The organism is Pedobacter sp. AC212 (genome assembly GCF_979258625.1).
Genome location: NZ_OZ409870.1, coordinates 2,456,824 through 2,471,959 on the forward strand (window position 1 = coordinate 2,456,824; position 15,136 = coordinate 2,471,959).

General features: G+C 39.7%; 14 protein-coding genes. 8 read left to right on the top strand and 6 right to left on the bottom strand.

The window, feature by feature from the left end; translation table 11 throughout:
* The first annotated feature begins 335 nt into the window (after nucleotides 1–335).
* The 3 genes from ACZZZC_RS10635 to ACZZZC_RS10645 all read left to right on the top strand — a co-directional run bounded on the left by ACZZZC_RS10635 (nucleotide 336) and on the right by ACZZZC_RS10645 (nucleotide 3,543).
* Nucleotides 336–1,412 (top strand): calcium:cation antiporter, encoded by a 1,077-nt coding sequence (locus ACZZZC_RS10635; protein ID WP_463487149.1) that lies wholly within the window; start codon nucleotides 336–338, stop codon nucleotides 1,410–1,412.
* 123 nt (nucleotides 1,413–1,535) lie between these two features.
* Nucleotides 1,536–2,726 carry a glycosyltransferase family 2 protein gene (locus ACZZZC_RS10640; protein ID WP_463487150.1) on the top strand — a complete coding sequence of 397 codons (1,191 nt, stop codon included), beginning with the start codon at nucleotides 1,536–1,538 and terminating at the stop codon, nucleotides 2,724–2,726.
* 1 nt (nucleotide 2,727) lies between these two features.
* Nucleotides 2,728–3,543, top strand: coding sequence for a glycosyltransferase family 2 protein (locus ACZZZC_RS10645; RefSeq protein WP_463487151.1), 816 nt, complete (start codon nucleotides 2,728–2,730; stop codon nucleotides 3,541–3,543).
* On the opposite strand, the gene ACZZZC_RS10650 is transcribed toward ACZZZC_RS10645, so the two are convergent.
* Genes ACZZZC_RS10650 through ACZZZC_RS10665 form a run of 4 tightly spaced genes read right to left on the bottom strand, consistent with a single transcriptional unit; the run spans nucleotide 3,540 to nucleotide 8,146 of the window.
* Nucleotides 3,540–4,589 carry a glycosyltransferase gene (locus tag ACZZZC_RS10650; protein WP_463487152.1) on the bottom strand — a complete coding sequence of 350 codons (1,050 nt, stop codon included), beginning with the start codon at nucleotides 4,587–4,589 and terminating at the stop codon, nucleotides 3,540–3,542. The genes ACZZZC_RS10645 and ACZZZC_RS10650 overlap by 4 nt on opposite strands.
* Nucleotides 4,589–5,920: a PIG-L family deacetylase gene (locus tag ACZZZC_RS10655; RefSeq protein ID WP_463487153.1), complete on the bottom strand. Its 1,332-nt coding sequence runs from the start codon at nucleotides 5,918–5,920 to the stop codon at nucleotides 4,589–4,591. Before ACZZZC_RS10655 ends, ACZZZC_RS10650 begins: the two co-directional genes overlap by 1 nt.
* The gene (locus tag ACZZZC_RS10660) at nucleotides 5,913–7,058 is read right to left on the bottom strand and encodes an acyl-CoA dehydrogenase family protein (RefSeq protein WP_463487154.1); all 1,146 of its coding nucleotides are present in this window, start codon (nucleotides 7,056–7,058) and stop codon (nucleotides 5,913–5,915) included. The genes ACZZZC_RS10655 and ACZZZC_RS10660 overlap by 8 nt, the downstream gene beginning before the upstream one ends.
* Nucleotides 7,055–8,146 (bottom strand): glycosyltransferase family 4 protein, encoded by a 1,092-nt coding sequence (locus ACZZZC_RS10665; RefSeq protein ID WP_463487155.1) that lies wholly within the window; start codon nucleotides 8,144–8,146, stop codon nucleotides 7,055–7,057. Before ACZZZC_RS10665 ends, ACZZZC_RS10660 begins: the two co-directional genes overlap by 4 nt.
* 183 nt (nucleotides 8,147–8,329) lie before the next feature.
* Here ACZZZC_RS10665 and ACZZZC_RS10670 point away from each other — a divergent pair, with 183 nt between their 5' ends.
* Together ACZZZC_RS10670 and ACZZZC_RS10675 are read left to right on the top strand one after the other, a co-directional pair.
* Nucleotides 8,330–8,665: a hypothetical protein gene (locus tag ACZZZC_RS10670; RefSeq protein WP_463487156.1), complete on the top strand. Its 336-nt coding sequence runs from the start codon at nucleotides 8,330–8,332 to the stop codon at nucleotides 8,663–8,665.
* A gap of 9 nt (nucleotides 8,666–8,674) precedes the next feature.
* Nucleotides 8,675–10,387 carry an ArnT family glycosyltransferase gene (locus ACZZZC_RS10675; RefSeq protein WP_463487157.1) on the top strand — a complete coding sequence of 571 codons (1,713 nt, stop codon included), beginning with the start codon at nucleotides 8,675–8,677 and terminating at the stop codon, nucleotides 10,385–10,387.
* Here the strand turns inward: ACZZZC_RS10675 and ACZZZC_RS10680 are convergent.
* Entirely contained in the window at nucleotides 10,365–10,871 is a 507-nt protein-coding gene (locus tag ACZZZC_RS10680; RefSeq protein WP_463487158.1) for a CinA family protein, read from the bottom strand. The two genes, ACZZZC_RS10675 and ACZZZC_RS10680, sit on opposite strands and share 23 nt — an antisense overlap.
* A 34-nt stretch (nucleotides 10,872–10,905) precedes the next feature.
* The gene (locus tag ACZZZC_RS10685; RefSeq protein ID WP_463487159.1) at nucleotides 10,906–11,082 is read right to left on the bottom strand and encodes a hypothetical protein; all 177 of its coding nucleotides are present in this window, start codon (nucleotides 11,080–11,082) and stop codon (nucleotides 10,906–10,908) included.
* 218 nt (nucleotides 11,083–11,300) lie between these two features.
* Here ACZZZC_RS10685 and ACZZZC_RS10690 point away from each other — a divergent pair, with 218 nt between their 5' ends.
* The 3 genes from ACZZZC_RS10690 (at nucleotide 11,301) to ACZZZC_RS10700 (ending at nucleotide 15,075) form a co-directional block, all read left to right on the top strand.
* Nucleotides 11,301–11,561, top strand: coding sequence for a hypothetical protein (locus tag ACZZZC_RS10690; protein ID WP_463487160.1), 261 nt, complete (start codon nucleotides 11,301–11,303; stop codon nucleotides 11,559–11,561).
* A gap of 5 nt (nucleotides 11,562–11,566) precedes the next feature.
* Nucleotides 11,567–13,282: an alpha-amylase family protein gene (locus ACZZZC_RS10695; protein ID WP_463487161.1), complete on the top strand. Its 1,716-nt coding sequence runs from the start codon at nucleotides 11,567–11,569 to the stop codon at nucleotides 13,280–13,282.
* Between the two features lie 158 nt (nucleotides 13,283–13,440).
* Nucleotides 13,441–15,075 (top strand): ABC-F family ATP-binding cassette domain-containing protein, encoded by a 1,635-nt coding sequence (locus ACZZZC_RS10700; protein WP_463487162.1) that lies wholly within the window; start codon nucleotides 13,441–13,443, stop codon nucleotides 15,073–15,075.
* Nucleotides 15,076–15,136 lie beyond the last annotated feature (61 nt).

Below are 15,136 nucleotides of genomic sequence, written 5' to 3' on the forward strand. Positions count from 1 at the left end.
TGGTTGGAGTATAGGACGCTTTTAGCCATTTGCAGATTCAGATTAGCGTTGTTCATTGAAGAGTTGGGGCAGCCTGATTTAAGGTTAATGATAATTTTTACTCAAACCATAAAAGGTCTTATTTGTTGATACCAAAATTACTTATGAAGAAAATCGACCTACCCAAATGGACAATTGCGCTCCCAATAATTAGTGTCATCGTATATTTAGCTTTTAGCCATTTGCAGATTCAGATTAGCGTTGTTCATTGAAGAGTTGGGGCAGCCTGATTTAAGGTTAATGATAATTTTTACTCAAACCATAGAAGGTCTTATTTGTTGATACCAAAATTACTTATGAAGAAAATCGACCTACCCAAATGGACAATTGCGCTCCCAATAATTAGTGTCATCGTATATTTATTCAGCGGTAACGATTCAAGTGTCTATCTAAAAGTTGCTTTGGCCGCATTGTTAATAGGTAGTGTTCTAGCATCAGTTCATCATGCAGAAGTAATCGCCCATAAAGTTGGCGAGCCCTTTGGTACCATCATACTTGCCCTGGCCATTACTACCATTGAGGTTGGCTTAATTGTTTCTTTAATGCTTGCCGGTGGCGAACAAACCCGCTCTTTAGCGAGAGATACCGTTTTTGCCGCCGTAATGATTATCCTTACCGCTATCGTGGGCATCTGCTTATTACGGGGAGGAATCAAATTCAAAGAACAGCTTTATAAATTACAGGGTGTAAATGCCGCTTTAATTACGCTGGCGGCTATTTTAGTACTCACTTTAATTCTCCCAAATTATACCATTAGTGGGGCAGTAGGAGAATATACGGTAAGTCAGCTGGTGTTTGTTTCCATTGTTTCACTGGTTTTATACGGTGGTTTTATTTTTATGCAAACCGTGAGACATCGGGATTATTTTTTACCCAAAAATACCAGCTCGGAAGACGAGCATGTGGAAGCGCCCAATGGGATCACCGCAGGTAGCAGTATGGTTTTACTGGTGATAAGTCTGGTCGCCGTTGTGTTGCTGGCTAAATATCTATCGAAAGATATAGAAGTGATGGTGATTAGTTTAGGCGCTCCTCAATCTGTTGTCGGTGTAATTATTGCGGCAATTGTGCTTTTGCCAGAAGGAATGGCTGCTTATCGGGCAGTAAAATCTGATCGTTTGCAAACCAGTTTAAACCTCGCTTTGGGATCTGCTTTGGCAAGTATTGGATTGACCATTCCGGCAGTAGCTACCGTTTCTATTGTATTCGGCATGCCCATTACCCTCGGTATCGACATGAGTTCGACGGTTCTGCTTTTGCTGGCCATGATTACCATTATGTTTTCGTTGGCTACTGGTAAAACCAATGCACAGCAGGGTGTAGTGCTTTTAGTAATCTTTGCTTCCTATTTATTTTATATCATTGTTCCTTAGTTATTGCTGATAGATGCATCATCATCATTTAGAGTAGGGAACCGTATTAATCAGGATAGAAATACGCAGAACTTTATCGTTTCCATCATGTTGTAAATCTGACACTAAGAATTTACACCCTTTATGGATTCCATACTTCATCTAAAGTCCGAACTCTGCTTTCCCGAATCTCCAAACCCGTCTTTGCGATTATCTGTAATTGTTCCGGCAAAAAATGAAGCACAGTTTATTACTTCTACGCTTCATGCGCTTCGAAAACAATTTGATGATTTTGGAAATCCTGTTTCGCATCAGCTTTATGAGGTTTTAGTGTTGGCTAACAATTGCAGTGACGAAACATTCGAGATTTGCAAAAGGTATCAGCAGGAATTTCCAGAGTTTAACTTATATGTTCAATGTTTAGAATTGAATAAGGATGTAGCTCATATTGGTACGGCCAGACGGCTCCTGATGGATGCTGCATTTTCTCGTTTGAACCAAGTTGCCGGAAATAAAGGCATCATCGTATCAACTGATGCCGATAGTGAAGTTGACGGCTGTTGGATACACCATATCCTGACCGAAATGGAGCAAGGAGTAGATGTTGTAGGAGGACGAATTATTCCAAGCGATACACCCAACTTATCAAAAATTCATCACTTGAGAGATGTAACCTATCGGTTTTTGAAAACGAGGATGGAGGCAGAAATCGATCCTTGTGTGAAAAATCCCTGGCCAAGACACTTCCAATGTTATGGTCCGAGCCTGGCCGTTACCTGCGATATTTATGAAAGGGCTGGAAGAATTCCGGCTATTCCTTTTTTGGAAGACGAAGAGTTTAGAAAGGCACTTAAAAGGGTAGATGCCATTATGCGTCATTCGCCAAAGGTTCGCGTTTATACTTCTTCACGCTTGCAGGGCAGAGTAGATTTTGGGTTTTCCGTTCAGCTTCAGCAATGGGAAAATATGAGTTTGAAAAGAGAAGAACAAATGGTAGAATCGTTGGAAACGGTTATGACTAAGTTCTCCTTCAAAAAGGAATTAAGGCAATTGTGGGAAAATGCCAAAGCAGACAGGCAGGTTATTCGTGATATTAATTTAATGGCTTTTAAACTCCATTTCGATAGTGACGCATTACTGGCATTGATTAATGAACATCAATATTTCGAATCACTCTGGGAGCTAATGGAACAGCATTTAATCGAAAATTTTCCCGATTTATTAGTGTTGATCCCGATATCAGAAGCAATAGCAGATTTCAGAAATTATTTTGCAATACAAAGCACTGTTGATGGTGAGGAAACTGAACTGAATGATATAGCCATGGCAGTTTAAAATGAGCATATCTGTTTTAACCATAGTAAAAGGCCGAGCCGGTGCCTTGAACAATTTAATTAAAGGCTTGGCTGCGAATACTATTTTGCCTGACGAGCTTGTTGTTGTATTTATGAATGAGCCTGAGCGTAACCTTCCAGATGCGCCGTTTATTATTAAGCAGTTTTCTTTTTCACATCGTGAAGACTTGCCATTGGCCGCGGCCAGAAATTTTGCGGCTAAAAATGCAGCAGGAGATAGGTTGATTTTTTTGGATGTGGATTGCATTCCCTCATCGCTCCTCGTAGAAACGTATCTCAATAATTTTCAAGTGGGCTTTTTAGTCAATGGTGAAGTTCGTTATCTACAAAATGGCTTTGATAGACATGCAGATTGGTTTTCGGAGCTGGAGGCAAGCAGTGAACCAGATCCCATAAGGTTTGGAATAACAACATTACCACACGAACTATTTTGGTCGCTTAATTTTGGATGTCTTGCAGCAGATTACAGGAAAATTGGGGGTTTTGATGAAAGGTTTGCAGGTTATGGAGCAGAAGATACTGATTTCGCCTTTACCGCCCGGGAACAGGAAGTCGGTATGAAATTAATAGCTGCAGAAGCGTATCACCAATATCACGAGCAGTACAAACCACCGCTTAATCATTTTGATGATATCGTTCGTAATGCGAAAGTATTTTTTAAAAAATGGAAAAAATGGCCCATGGAAGGATGGCTGCGAAGCTTTGTAGATTTGGGTTTCATCAATTGGGATAACGATCAACTTCACATCCTCAGAAAGCCTAATCAACGAGAAATATTAAACGCTGAAAAAGTTTAAGATTTAAAGAATTTTTTGCCGGTGTTCACAATGGCTTTGGCCATATTATCTATGGCGTTTGGTAAAATTACATCGCTCCAATCTGGTTCCTCTCGAATAATTTGCTCAAAAATATCTTGCCATTTTGTGTGCCACAAGTCATCTCTACTAATAATATTAGTTCCTCGCCGCCCGGCTACTGCTTCTGCTTTTTGTTCCTGTTCGGCAAAAGGCCTCGATTCAGGAATGCCGATAAACCGTTTATTTAAGGTAGCCACTTCCATCACAGTGTTGTGACCGGTATTGCCAATAATAATACTGACAGACTCCAATAATTCTTGTGGATGATCAACTCTTCCATGCCAAAAAATGTTGGCGTTTTCATCATCTTTTATCTCCTCCCCAATAACATGGAAAATAAGAGCCGGAGATTGTTGAGCAATGTGTGTAATTAAATTGGCATTTATAGAAGTGCCTCCAGCACCGATGAGAATGGCGATTTCATTTTCCTTCACTTCATGTCTTCCATCAGGAATGAACCTGGAAAATCCGCCAGTGAACAATGTTTTATCGTATACCCAATTGCGCTCGCCAACATAAAGCGATTTGGAAAAAGGTGCGAGGATTAACGCTGCACTTTGAAATGCCATTAAGTGTGGCAAATCATTTCGCTTTCCATGCTGCGCCATTACGATGGTAGGGATGCCGCACAAACGGGCGAATAAAGTAATTTCTACCGAAACATCCACTACTAAAATCATCGGCGATTCTTGTTCAAAAACGTTAGCCATTATGGCCATTCTATTTTTTATGCCAGGTACATTCAGTGGCGCATAGTGAAAGGTTTCGGGAAGTGTATCTTCCGGCCCTTCGTCAATATTTACATCATTGAAATCTAGCGGTAAATGAATGAGCGTTACATTTGGTAAACTAGCAAGATCTACCCTTTGTAGAGCGCTTCCAAACAAGATGACTTTATAATCAGGAAGTGCTTTTACTATTTGCATGGTGCGCATCAAATGGCCTGAGCCATGATGGTGAACATAAAATGCGATGGTGAAGGGCATTAGTTTAATTTTTGTAACACGTCTAATCGATAATCTGTAGTGGCGCTGTGGTATAAGCGAGAAAATCCCTGATCTATAAAGCAATTGTGTACTTCATCTCCAGTTAAGGGATAATCGGCCACAAAATGTGTCCAGTGGACCAAAACCAGGATGCCATTCTGATTTAGGGCATTTGATATTTTTGCTCGTGTCAAGAGAAGATCCTCCATAGAGAGATAATAACCTACCTCACTCATTAAGATCAGATCGAAATTCCCTTCTGGAAAAGCTGTAGGAATGCCGCCCAATCGAAATTCGACATTCGAAGCAGATTTAAGGCGTTCTTTTGCTTGATTTAAAGCCGTATTGCTGATATCAATTGCCACAAGATGGTTGGAAAGTGTTGCAATCTTTTCGGTTAAAACACCAATAGAGCAACCAATTTCTAATGCTTTATTATAATTGCCAACTGGGATAGCAGCAATGGTAGCATTATATTTTTCTTCTTCATATTTACTTGTTTCAAAATTCCATGGATCCCGATTTTTCGAATACAGCTCTTCAAAATATTTTTCGGATAAGGTGGCTTCCGGATTGATCTTTTTACGCTCCATGAAATACTCTCGCTCCGTTAAAAAATTTTCTATCACCTCTGGTAATAGGATAAAACCATTTGGGTCATCATCGATTAAGTGGCTTACCTGAGATTGGTGCGCATTGATACATTTTACCTTAAGCGGTAAATAATTGCTCACCTCAAGGGCCAGCAATTCCCCTTTATCGAGCTTCGGTATATCTTCTTCCATGGCATTTTCATAAAGCCAAATGGGATATTCCCAGATTTTTGGGCGACCGATTTTCGATTGCTCAAGCGCAGAAATAAGCAGTTGATGCGTTGCTCTATGATCACAATGTGGGTCCAACTCATAGGGAACCAGGATCAGGTCGGGTTTAATTTGTGTCAAATCTGCAGCTAGCCGATCAACTAAATCTACAAATCCGGGCAATCCTTTTCCGGGCATTGCTGCATCTTCAGCACCATAAAACCGCCAGTTTTCTTCTTTTGTACCTAATAAAGTTAAGGCATTTTTAAGCTCTGATAGCCTAAGTTCAGCCAGTTTTTCTGCTGGATATTTTTGTGAATTTGGATGCGATTTGCTTCCATCTGTGGTGAGAATAATAAAAACTTCCACATTCAGGCTAATCAAGGTAGCTATAAGTCCGGCACAAGCCAAAGATTCATCATCGGGATGAGGGACCATCACCAGGCAAGTGCTATAGTTTTTTAAATCTTGTGGGGCTATGGAAATGGCAGTTTTCCAAAATTTTTGTTTATCGAAAGGATTATTCATGAAAAGCTGATGGATTATTGATGAAAAATTTTGCAACATTAAGTCGCGTTGCATCTGGAGCTGGCTGCCTTAAATAAAAGGTCAGGTCGCGGAAAATTCGACCCAGATTTCCAGTTTCCATCAACCCCCTTGCCCCAACACATCTGTTGCTGTTATCCATCACGGTGAGGCAAATTTCCTCAATATTTACCCTTGTCATATTGGCAAAGGCGATCAGGTCTTCATCATGATCACCTTCGTTTACCCAGCTATCGAAATATTTACCGGCTTGCTCCAGCCACAAACGACCCGACATCACCGCCGACATGATGGACGAAAGTCGTAATTGCTGGAAAGGATCGTCCGTTCGATTTAACTCTTTGAGGTAGTTAGTGGTGTGTTCGGCAATGGCTTCGGCTCCGCCCAGCTGTACGGCAGCAAAACGAATAGCTCCTCCATTAAAATAAGGCTGTTTTAAATAAATACCAGGTTCGCCCAATAGTTCCGAATCATCTAACTGGTAACCACTAAAGTTAACGGTATAACTCCCAGAAGCTTTCATTCCAAGGGGTTTCCAACTCTCTTTATCTATCTGATCCTTGGAAATTCGATCCATATCAATAATAGCCATCTGCCAACCATCTCTTTCAAAAGTCTTGATGTTGCCAGTAATAAGTGCTTTATTAACCAGCATTGCACCGGAACAAAATGTCTTACTCCCGGCTATTTCCAGCTGGCTATTTGTTTCATTGTATTGGATTCCATTCTGATTTTGCGTATTCCAAATGCCAAAAATATCGCCGTTTTCTATTACCCCATTGTACCATTTATGGCGTTGATGAGGAGTTGCATATAAATGAATAAGGTACAAGGTATTGATATGACCCTCAAAAATTCGCCCTACGGAAAGGTTTGCTTTGCCAATATCATTTAGCAGTTGCAATAAGGCTGGCGTATTTGGACGGCTGAAATCCAGGGCATGATCTGGTAAAACCAGCTCCAGTGCACCGCAGTGATGTAACAATTCAAATTCTTTTACAGGGCCGTTGGGGTCATTTTCAGTTTCAGTCGCCATGGCTTCAATTTCGATGAGAACTTCTCTAAACCGAAACCAATCAAAAGTTGTAGGTTCTGCTAGGGTATCATTCTCAAGTTTCATCCGGCGTATTTTAGGTTTTTCCTTTTTTCGGCTACTTCTTCCATAAAGCACACATAATTTGCTGTCATTTTATCGAAACTAAATTTTTCATTGGCATACTCATGAATGTATTTTCTATCTAGCTTCGTCACGTTTTTTAGGGCTTTAGCTAATGCCTCAGTATCCCCAAAATCAACTAAAATGCCCGTTTCTGGAGCAACCAACTCAGGCAATGCGCCCATTTTAAAACCGGCAATAGGAGTACCACAGGCCATCGCTTCTGCAACTACAAAACCAAAGGGTTCTTCCCAACATGGCGTAATCAGGCAAGCACTGGCCTGGCAAATTTCTTTACTTAATTGCTCATGATTCAATAGCCCAAGCAATTTGATATCATCACCTAAAAGCGGTTTAATTTCTTTGTCGAAGTATTTTTGATCGGCGATGCCGCCTGCAACATGTAATGGTATTCCGGCAGTTCTCGCCGCTGCAATAGCCAGGTGCAATCCTTTATCAGGATGAATTCTTCCGAACCAAAGTGCATGTTTTGCTATAGTGGTGCTTGGATTAAAAGGCCACTCAGCTAACTTAATTCCGTTTAATATGACGGCACAGTCTGATACTACATCACTCCAATTTCGGGCATTTTGCTGCGATACGGTGATGTAGTCAATTACTGGTTGGCGGCGCTCTGCTTCGATTGCCATTTTAAGTTCGTAAAAGGGAGGGGTATGTAAAACCGTTATCATCGGCGTTTCCAGCGTAGCAGCCATGGTGATGGGAATGTAATGGAGGCTATTGTTAAAAATAACGTCGAGTTCATAATCATCGATATGCATCATCAGGTTAAAATAAGCATGGTGCTCTGCGATATATTCTGAGGGAAGATCCCTTTGCTTTTTTCTAACTTTTGTTTTATTATCGTAATGTTCATCAGAATAAATGGGTTCTAAAGGCAAGGTATTATCTGATGCATCGCTGGCAAAAAGTATAACTTCGTGCCCCAGGGCTTGCAAGCTTTTAGTAACCTGATGAGTAAAAACTTCAAGGCCGCCAGCAAAGGGCGCAACAATAGGATGCTTGAGATGCGCTATGATTCCAATTTTCATAAATACAGGACACAGTTAATGTTTTGTATAAAGACTACATGAATAAAAGAAGAAAGTTTTCCATTTGCCACAATATCTTCGGTACAAACATTTGAGGAATATATTGAAACTGTTTGTTTGCAATAATTATGGTGTATTTTGCTAACTGCAAATCAATTTGGCCATAAACGATGTTATAACGCTATGATGAACCCGATGATTTCGCAAAATACCCGCAATTTGCAATTTCAACCAGGCTTAGCTATACTGGAAGAGCTTTTTTATCAATATGGAGGTGAAATCAATTCCATCCGGTTTCAATCGCCTAACCTTATTTCGCTCCATTTCAGATTCCTGATAGCACAAGGAGTTGATAAGCACATAAAAAAAATTGTCTTCGACATGCAGTTGAAGGCAACAAATAACTTTACTTTCGCTATTTACCAGGCGGAGGTTTTTCGTTTTCAGTTTTCAATTAATAATTTTGGTGATTCGGTTTATGATTTCGATACTTATCTTCCCAAAACCACTTATTTTTAGGGGAGAAGAATGCGCATGTTAATTGATTCGCCTATTTATCAGTTGGAGAAAGCAGATTCGAATCCAAATTTGGAAACATCCGTCAATACGACTGCAAATTCAAACACCAATAATCTTAAACTCACCAAAACCACGGTTGGATTATTGTTTTTTTTTGGCTTACTAAAATTTACGCTTCATGTATTCTTTCTTCCGCGGTACGGCTTGCATGCCGATGAGTTGTACTACATTCATTTAGGGAAAGATTTTCAATGGGGATTCCCAGATATTTCGCCATTGGTTACGTGGGTAGCGGGCCTATCGGCAAAATTATTTGGCGATAGTGTTGCAGCATGGCGCATTATTCCCACGTTGTTTTCTAGTTTCACGGTAGTGCTCACCGGTTTAATAGCACATTATTTAGGTGCTAAAAGGTTAGGGATCATTGTCGCTTGTTTGGCAATAATCTGGTCGCCGTCTTTTTTAGCCACCTCTTATCTGTTACAACCCGTAGTTTTTGATGAATTTTTGTGGACGCTTTTTGCGTTTCTGCTATTACGTTATTTCCAAACCCAAAAACCGACTTACTTATTGCTCTCTGGTGCGGTACTTGGCATTGGGATGTTAAATAAGTACACCATCTTCATGTATTTAGTGACGCTTGGCTTGGCCTCGCTTATCGTTTTTAAAGGACGTTTAAAGGAGGGGTTTCCTGCTCTGATTGGTGCGGCAATCCTTTTCCTAGTAATGATGATGCCCAACATTTTATGGCAGGCACAACATGGTTTTCCTGTTTTTAATTTTTTAGGCTTAGTTGGTCAACAAGCTTTTGTTTTAAACATCCCCGACTATTTATTTCAGCTCGTATTTTTTCATGGTGCCGGTGTCTCTGTTTGGATGGCGGGTTTTCTATACCTGCTGCTATCCAAAAAAGGTGGACGGTATTTGTTAATCTGGCCTATATCAACATTGCTTTTGGTGGTGGCTTTGGCCTTGTTGAAAGGCAAACTGTATTATGGCTTAGGCATGTTTCCTTTTCTATTTGCTGCGGGTGGATATTGCTGGGAAATCATGCTAACTAGGTTGAGCCGAGTGAAGAAGACCATCTTTCTGTTGATGATCTCATTATTTGGAATATTAAGTTTGCCTTTGGTCATTCCGATATTATCGATGGGGAATTGCCGAACATATATCAGGCAAATGGTGGCATTAACCAGTTTTTCTCGGCCTATGACTTGGGAAGATGGTTCTCAGGGGTCTATACCACAGTTTTTTGCTGATATGTCTGGCTGGGAAATCGCTGCAAATAAAGTTGGTTTAGCCGTAAATGAAATCGAAAATCAACCTGCAAAATATATCCTCACTGATGATTACGCTATTGCAGGCGCACTTAAACGATATATCAAGATCGATAATTTGAAGATTATCTCTGCAAGCAATAGTTTCATTTTAGAATCTCCACCTGAATTGGTTGGCACTTCGTTGGTTTACCTTTCTAAAGAACCCATTTCAAAAGTGGAGAAAATGGCCCAAGGGGTTAGTTTCATAGAAGCATTGGATGTGGAGAATTCACATTTGAAAGGGATTAATATTTACGTTTTAACTCGTGTCAACGAAAATTTTAATGAAGTTTACCAGCTGAAAAGAAATCAATTTTATCCTTATGCAGCTGGAAAAAGTCAAAGCCCCTATAAGCCCAACCTTGGCTTTTGGTTTTCGGTTAACAATTGGTTTGCCAACTAATCGATTGTAAATACCGATAAAGAAGCGTGGCGCAATGGCTCACTGTTGCAGCGATGATTTCTGATTTATTGCCGTCGAATTTTATTCGCTCTGAAAAAATGGATGCACCCTGAAAACTGCCATATATAAACATGGTGCCTACCGGTTTACTTTCACTTTCGCTCCCACCAGGACAAGTTAGGCCTGTTACTCCAATATGAATGTCGGCTTTGATAATTTTCCTTAAGCCATAGGTTATCGCTTCCGTAACCTCCATACTTTCTGGTGTATACTTTTCAATAAGCTCATGGTCAACGTGAAGCATGTCTTCTTTGATGCAGGCATCGTAACAAACTACACCACCTTTTAAAAATTTTCCAGCATCTTCAATTAGAGAAAAATCAGCTGATAATCTTCCGGCAGTGGCACTTTCAGCAAATGCAATGGTAAAATCATGCGATATTAACAGTTCGCCAATCTTCTCGTATAAATTTTTCTTGTCCATTTTTAAGTCTGAAAATATTCTTCCAAATTAAAAATTAGTATTTCTTAACAGAATCACGATTATCTAAATTGGTAGGCTTTTGAACCGAATCTTTCTTAACCGTATCCTCGGTATCTTTATAGTGATTTCCTTTCTCAGGCTTGTAGTTTGTGCAGGCTGTTAATATTGCTACTAAACACAAAACTACTGTCGATTTTATTTTCGTTTTCATAGTCGTATAAGTTGTCTTTATAAAATCCTATTGGTTAAAATTTTGTTTTGTTTTTTTAAAATTATTGGATTTTTTGCCACTCAACCTTTAGCCGTTTTTTACATGGGATGACATCATATCTGCTATCACAAAAATGAATTAGCTAAAACATTCTCTAAAATAGGAGGGTTGTTTTTAATTAGAATTGACGAAACACCCCAGCTAAAAAATATCATTTTATGAAACAAGTCATACTCATTTTTACATTAATCACATCAGTACATTTCACTTTACTGGCGCAGGTACCTACAGGAACCAGGCAACGAAGCACGAATGATACTTTGATAAAGAAACCTGTGCCTAAGGCAGGTAAGTATAATCCGAAAGCGACGAAGTGGCCAAAACGCGATAGCTTAAAAGCAATAGATAAACGGCAGGACTCTTTGACACGTAAAGTGGCCAGAAAAGATTCAACTAAAATACGTCCTATTAAAAATTAATGCTGATGAGCGGAGGAAGACATCTTAAGCACCTTATCTTACTAAAATTCACGTCGTTCGTCTGGGCTATTATTTTGCTCTTGGGCGCCTGTAAACAAGATCCCAAAAAAACCTCAGCTAAAGTAGCACCAACATGGTACAGAAACAGTATTATTTACAATCTGGATATAGATATTTTTAAAGATAGTGATGGAGATGGTATTGGAGATTTCAAAGGCCTCACACAAAAGTTGCCTTACCTCGATTCGTTAGGAGTAGAAGTCATTTGGCTTTCGCCATTTCAGCCTACTCCGGATCATGATGATGGCTACGACGTTACAGATTATTATGGAATTGACCCGAGACTCGGAACCATGGCCGATTTCGAAGCTTTCATAGTCGCCGCCAGGCAACGCAATATCAAAATCGTGATGGATATGGTCTTGAATCATACCTCAATTGAACATCCCTGGTATATAAAAGCCCGAACAGATAGCACAGGTAATTTTCAATCTAGATATGTATGGTCTGCAACCAAGCCCAAAGACTTTGACAAGGGTATGGTGTTCGAAGGTTTTCAATCTCAAACCTGGACTTATGATGAGATTGCAAAAAAGTACTATTTCCATCGTTTTTATGATTTTCAACCAGATTTAAACTATCAAAATAAGCAGGTTCAACAGGAGGCAATTAAAATTCTTCGTTATTGGTCGGCAAAAGGCATAAAGGGTTTCAGGTTAGATGCCGTACCCTTTATCATCGACGTACCTGAATCTGGTGCCGAAAAGCCAGCAAAAATGTTTGGTGTATTAGATTCGATTGTAACAGCTGCAAAATCTATAGACAAGGAAACCGTATTGTTAGGTGAGGCAAATGTTTCACCTAAAGAAAACATTGAATATTTCGGTGAGAAAGGCGACCGTTTACAGATGATGTTTCATTTTTATGCCAACCAACATTTGTTTTATGCAATGGCCGATGAAAATGTTTCGACGTTTAAAGATGCTTTGCATGAAACCCGAATAAAGCCTGAGCCTTCACAATGGGCTTATTTTCTTCGTAATCATGATGAAATTGACTTGGGCAGATTAAGTAAAGCGGAACGGAACAAAGTATATGAAAAGTTCGGGCCCGAACCCAACATGCAGCTTTATAACAGAGGCATTCGGCGACGACTGGCGCCGATGCTAGGTAAGCCCGAACAAATAAAAATGGCATATAGTGTTTTGTACTCGCTGCCGGGGGCGCCAGTTATCCGCTCGGGAGAGGAGATAGGCATGGGCGATGATCTTACCTTTGCCGAGCGCCTTTCGGTAAGAACACCTATGCAATGGAACAGAGCGAAAAATTCAGGTTTTAGCACCGCATCGAAAACAATAAGACCGGTAATTTCCTATGGAGATTATGCCTATCAAAAGGTAAATGTCGAAGATCAATCTAAAGACCCAAACTCGCTTTTAAACTTCATTAGAAAACTAATCACGTTAAGGCGTTCGCTACCCCAAATTGGCACTGCCGATTGGGAACTGTTGGAAGCAAAAAACAATTCGGTACTCGGCATAAAATATGTTACTCCGAAAAAAGAAATCATTGTTTTACATAATTTCAGCAAGAAGGCAACAACCGCTTCCTTCCCATTGCAAGGCAATGAAAAGGCATTGATCGGTAATTTTAAAGTGGTCAACAAAGACAAAATTCAACTCGCTCCCTATGCTCAGCTTTGGTTGAAGACAGAACGGTAGGGGATTGATATCTGGATCAATTTCTATTCATAGCCAGAGCTCATTTCGGGCTGTTGGTAGATTGCATAGGATCGAAAAAGTAAAACGTGATCTTTCAATAAAAAGGTTGCATTTATCTGCTTTCGTTTATCTTTGCAAAATCATTTAAAATTATAATTGTGATTAATGTAAATAACATTTCCGTTTCCTTTGGCGGAACAACTCTTTTTAGCGACGTTACTTTTTCCATCAACGAAAACGATAAAATTGCCCTGATGGGTAAAAATGGTGCAGGTAAATCGACCATTTTAAAAATCATTGCCGATGTTTCTAAACCTACCACTGGCAATGTAACTGGTCCGAAAGAAGCGGTAATTGCCTACTTACCACAACATTTGCTTACACAAGATAAGGTAACTGTTTTTGAAGAAACAATGAAAGCCTTTCAAGAGGTAAATCAGATGCAAAAAGAATTGGACGAGTTAAACGAGCAACTCACTATTCGCACCGATTATGAAAGCGATGATTACATGAAGCTTATTGAAAGGGTATCAGAGTTAAGCGAAAAATTTTATTCCATTGAAGAGGTTAATTATGATGCTGAGGTAGAGAAAGTTTTAAAAGGATTGGGCTTTGAGCGTAAGGATTTTACACGGCAAACTTCCGAATTTTCTGGAGGTTGGCGCATGCGGATCGAACTGGCGAAAATACTTTTGAAGAAGCCAGATTTGATTTTGCTTGATGAGCCTACCAACCACATGGATATAGAAAGTATTCAATGGTTGGAAGATTTTTTAATCAATTCGGCCAAAGCGGTAATGGTTATTTCGCACGATAGGGCCTTTGTAGATAACATTGCCAATCGCACCATTGAAGTAACCATGGGAAGGATTTATGATTATAAAGCCAAATATAGTCACTATCTCCAGTTAAGAGCTGATCGAAGGATTCATCAGTTGAAAGCTTATGAAGAACAGCAGCGTTTTATCGCAGATAATCAGGAATTTATTGATCGGTTTAGAGGCACCTATTCGAAAACGCTCCAAGTACAATCGAGGGTTAAAATGCTTGAGAAATTGGATGTTATTGAAATTGATGAAGTAGATACCTCAGCTTTGCGATTGAAGTTTCCACCTTCACCGCGTTCGGGACAATACCCTGTAATGGTAGAAGAGCTCACCAAAAAATATGGTGATCATGTGGTGTTTGAAAAAGCATCGATGGTGATTGAAAGAGGTGAAAAGATAGCTTTTGTAGGAAAGAACGGCGAAGGTAAATCCACGATGATTAAAGCAATTATGGGCGAAATTGATTTTGAAGGTTCTTTAAAAGTTGGGCACAATGCTAAAATCGGTTACTTCGCTCAAAACCAGGCCGCTTTGCTTGATGAAAGCTTAACTGTTTTTGAAACCATTGATCAGATTCCGCTAACGGATGGAACCATTAAAATTAAAGATTTATTAGGCGCATTTATGTTTAGCGGAGATGATACCACTAAAAAAGTAAAAGTGCTTAGTGGTGGGGAGAAAACACGTTTAGCCATGATAAAGTTATTGCTCGAGCCTGTAAATGTGTTAATTCTGGATGAGCCTACCAATCATTTGGATATGAAAACAAAAGACATTATTAAAGATGCTTTGAAAGATTTTGATGGCACTTTAATCTTAGTTTCCCATGATCGTGATTTCTTAGATGGATTGGCGACAAAAGTTTTCGAATTCGGGAATAAGCGGGTAAGAGAGCATTTCGAAGATATTAAAGGATTTCTAGCCAACAAAAAGATGAGCAGCTTAAAAGAAATTGAGCAACGCTAAACACAAGTTTTGATCCAATGGGTTAAATTTCTCAAACCTATTGGATCCTCTCTTCAAAATC